1 pseudogene is annotated in these 2,077 nt (G+C 67.3%); it reads right to left on the bottom strand.

The annotated features are described in order from the left end of the window. Positions 1 to 2,077: pseudogene (locus tag EN964_RS32685) on the bottom strand (translocation/assembly module TamB); the annotation flags it as partial.

Here is a 2,077-nt window from a genome sequence, read left to right on the forward strand (position 1 = left end):
ACCGCGCACCTGCACGTTGACATTGGCGGTTCCAGACAGCGACAGGCCCTGCGCGGCAAGCTTCTGGCTGAGCAGGCCGAACGGCACGACGCCATTGAAGTCGAGCACCAGCGCCGGCGTCCCGGCCGTCGTCACGCTGCCGCCGCCCTTGACGCCAAGGCCGGCTCCATCGCTGACATTGGCATTGAAGGTCAGCTTGTTGGCGCCGAAGGTGCCCGACGAGGAAACACTCACCGCACCGACACCGGCACCGCGGGTCTGCGAGGTCTGCACGCCCGCTGCGTCGAGATTGAAGGCAATGGCGGGATTTGCCGGCGCGCCCGTCACCTTGACCGTGCCCGAAATCGAGCCGGCGGCGTCGAGGCCCGGCGAAAAACTGTTGGCGAGCGACATCGGCACCCGCGCCAGCGTCGCATTGATGTCGAGCGCCGTGCCGACCTTGCCGGTCACCGTCGCCGTGCCACCGCCAAGGTTGAGCACCAGCCGATCCAGCGTCGTCGTGCCATTGGCGATGCTGACGCTCGAGGCCTGGGCAATGGCCGCCTTGATGCCCTGGACGGTCGCCTGGCCGGAGGCAAGCTCGATAGTTGTCGTGCCGTTGGCCACTTTCACCCGGCCGGCGGCCCGCGCCGGAATGCCCTTGACGGTTGCGCCGCCGGCGAAGCCGGTCCAGTCGCCGTCGCGCTTTAAGTCGACATCGATGCCGCTGATCACGGTGCCGCCCGAAATGACGGTGTCGGCGCGGATCTTTCCGGAGATCACGGGCGCCGCCAGATAGTTGGCGACCAGCGCATCGATCGAGACGGCTTTCGCCTGCAGGTCGCCGCGCGTAATCGACGCGGTCGCCGCCTTGATGGCGACCTGCGGTGCGGTGCCGTTCTTCGAAAAGGCGATCGTGCCGCGCACGTCGCCTTCGGCCTTTTCCAGGGCAAGTGCCGCCAGCGGGCCGATATCGGGCAGGTCGAGCGCGATGGTGCCGACCGGCACGAACTTCTCGTCCAGCGCCAGATCGCCGGAAATCCTGTTCTTGCCGAGCGACAGCAGCAGGCCGTTGATGGCGCTCTTGCCGTCCGCCGTCGCCAGCACCGCACTGCCTTGCAGCGCCTGGCCGGCGACATTGCCGGTCAGTTGCACGTTGGCCGCCGGATTGGCGGCATCGGCCTTGCCGGTGGCGGTCAGCTTCAGCCCGGTGATCTCTCGCGCCGCCACGAGAAGGCGCTCGCTGTCGACCGTCAGTGACAGATCCGGCGCACTGGCCGGCCCCTGTGCGTTCAACGCAAAGGCGATGGCGCCCTTGGCATCCTTCGACAGCAGCGAGATGTCGCTCAGCGCGCCCTTGATGTCGGCGGCCACCTTGTTGTCGGCAAGGCTGGCTTGCCCGTCGGCGGTCAGCGCACCCGAGGTCAACTTCAATCCGCCTATGTTGATGCTGCCGTTGGGGTCGCGCTTCAGTGTGGCGCTGATCTCAGCGCGTTCGCCAAGCATGCCGCGCGCCGCCGCCGGCAAGGCCGACGATGGGGCATCCGCCTTCAGATTGAGGTCTATGGCACCGTCTCGCAGCGATACCTGGCCGGCGACCTGGCTGTTCAGCGCATCGCTCTTGAGCGAGCCGCTGTCGATGGCAAACAGGTCGGCCGTCAGGCGGCCGCTGACGGCTGCCGTGACCTTGCCGGCGATCAGCGGCGCGATCACCGGATTGTCGAGACCGACCTTGTCCACCGACACCGTGCCGGAAACCGGCCCTGCACGGTTCTTGAGATCGAACGCATCCGAATGCAACGCCAGGGCAAGCCCGTCTACCCTCGCCGGACTGGTGACGATCGAGGGCAGGATCGCGGAGACATCCAGGCGGGCCCGCGTGCTCTCGCCCGCCACCTTTGCCGACAAGGACTGGATCTCGATCTTGACCGGGCTCTCGGCGCTGCCGACAGTCAGCGGCAGGCTGGGGCCGGATGAGATGAGATCGAGCGCAAAATCGCTGGCGCCGTTCGGGTTGAGGGTGCCGGTTGCCTTGCCGGAAACCTTGTCGCCGGTCAGCGTCGCCTGATCGAGCACCACGCCGCCGGCAATCGTGTAG

This window comes from Mesorhizobium sp. M7A.F.Ca.CA.001.10.2.1 (assembly GCF_003998575.1).
Lineage (GTDB): Bacteria > Pseudomonadota > Alphaproteobacteria > Rhizobiales > Rhizobiaceae > Mesorhizobium.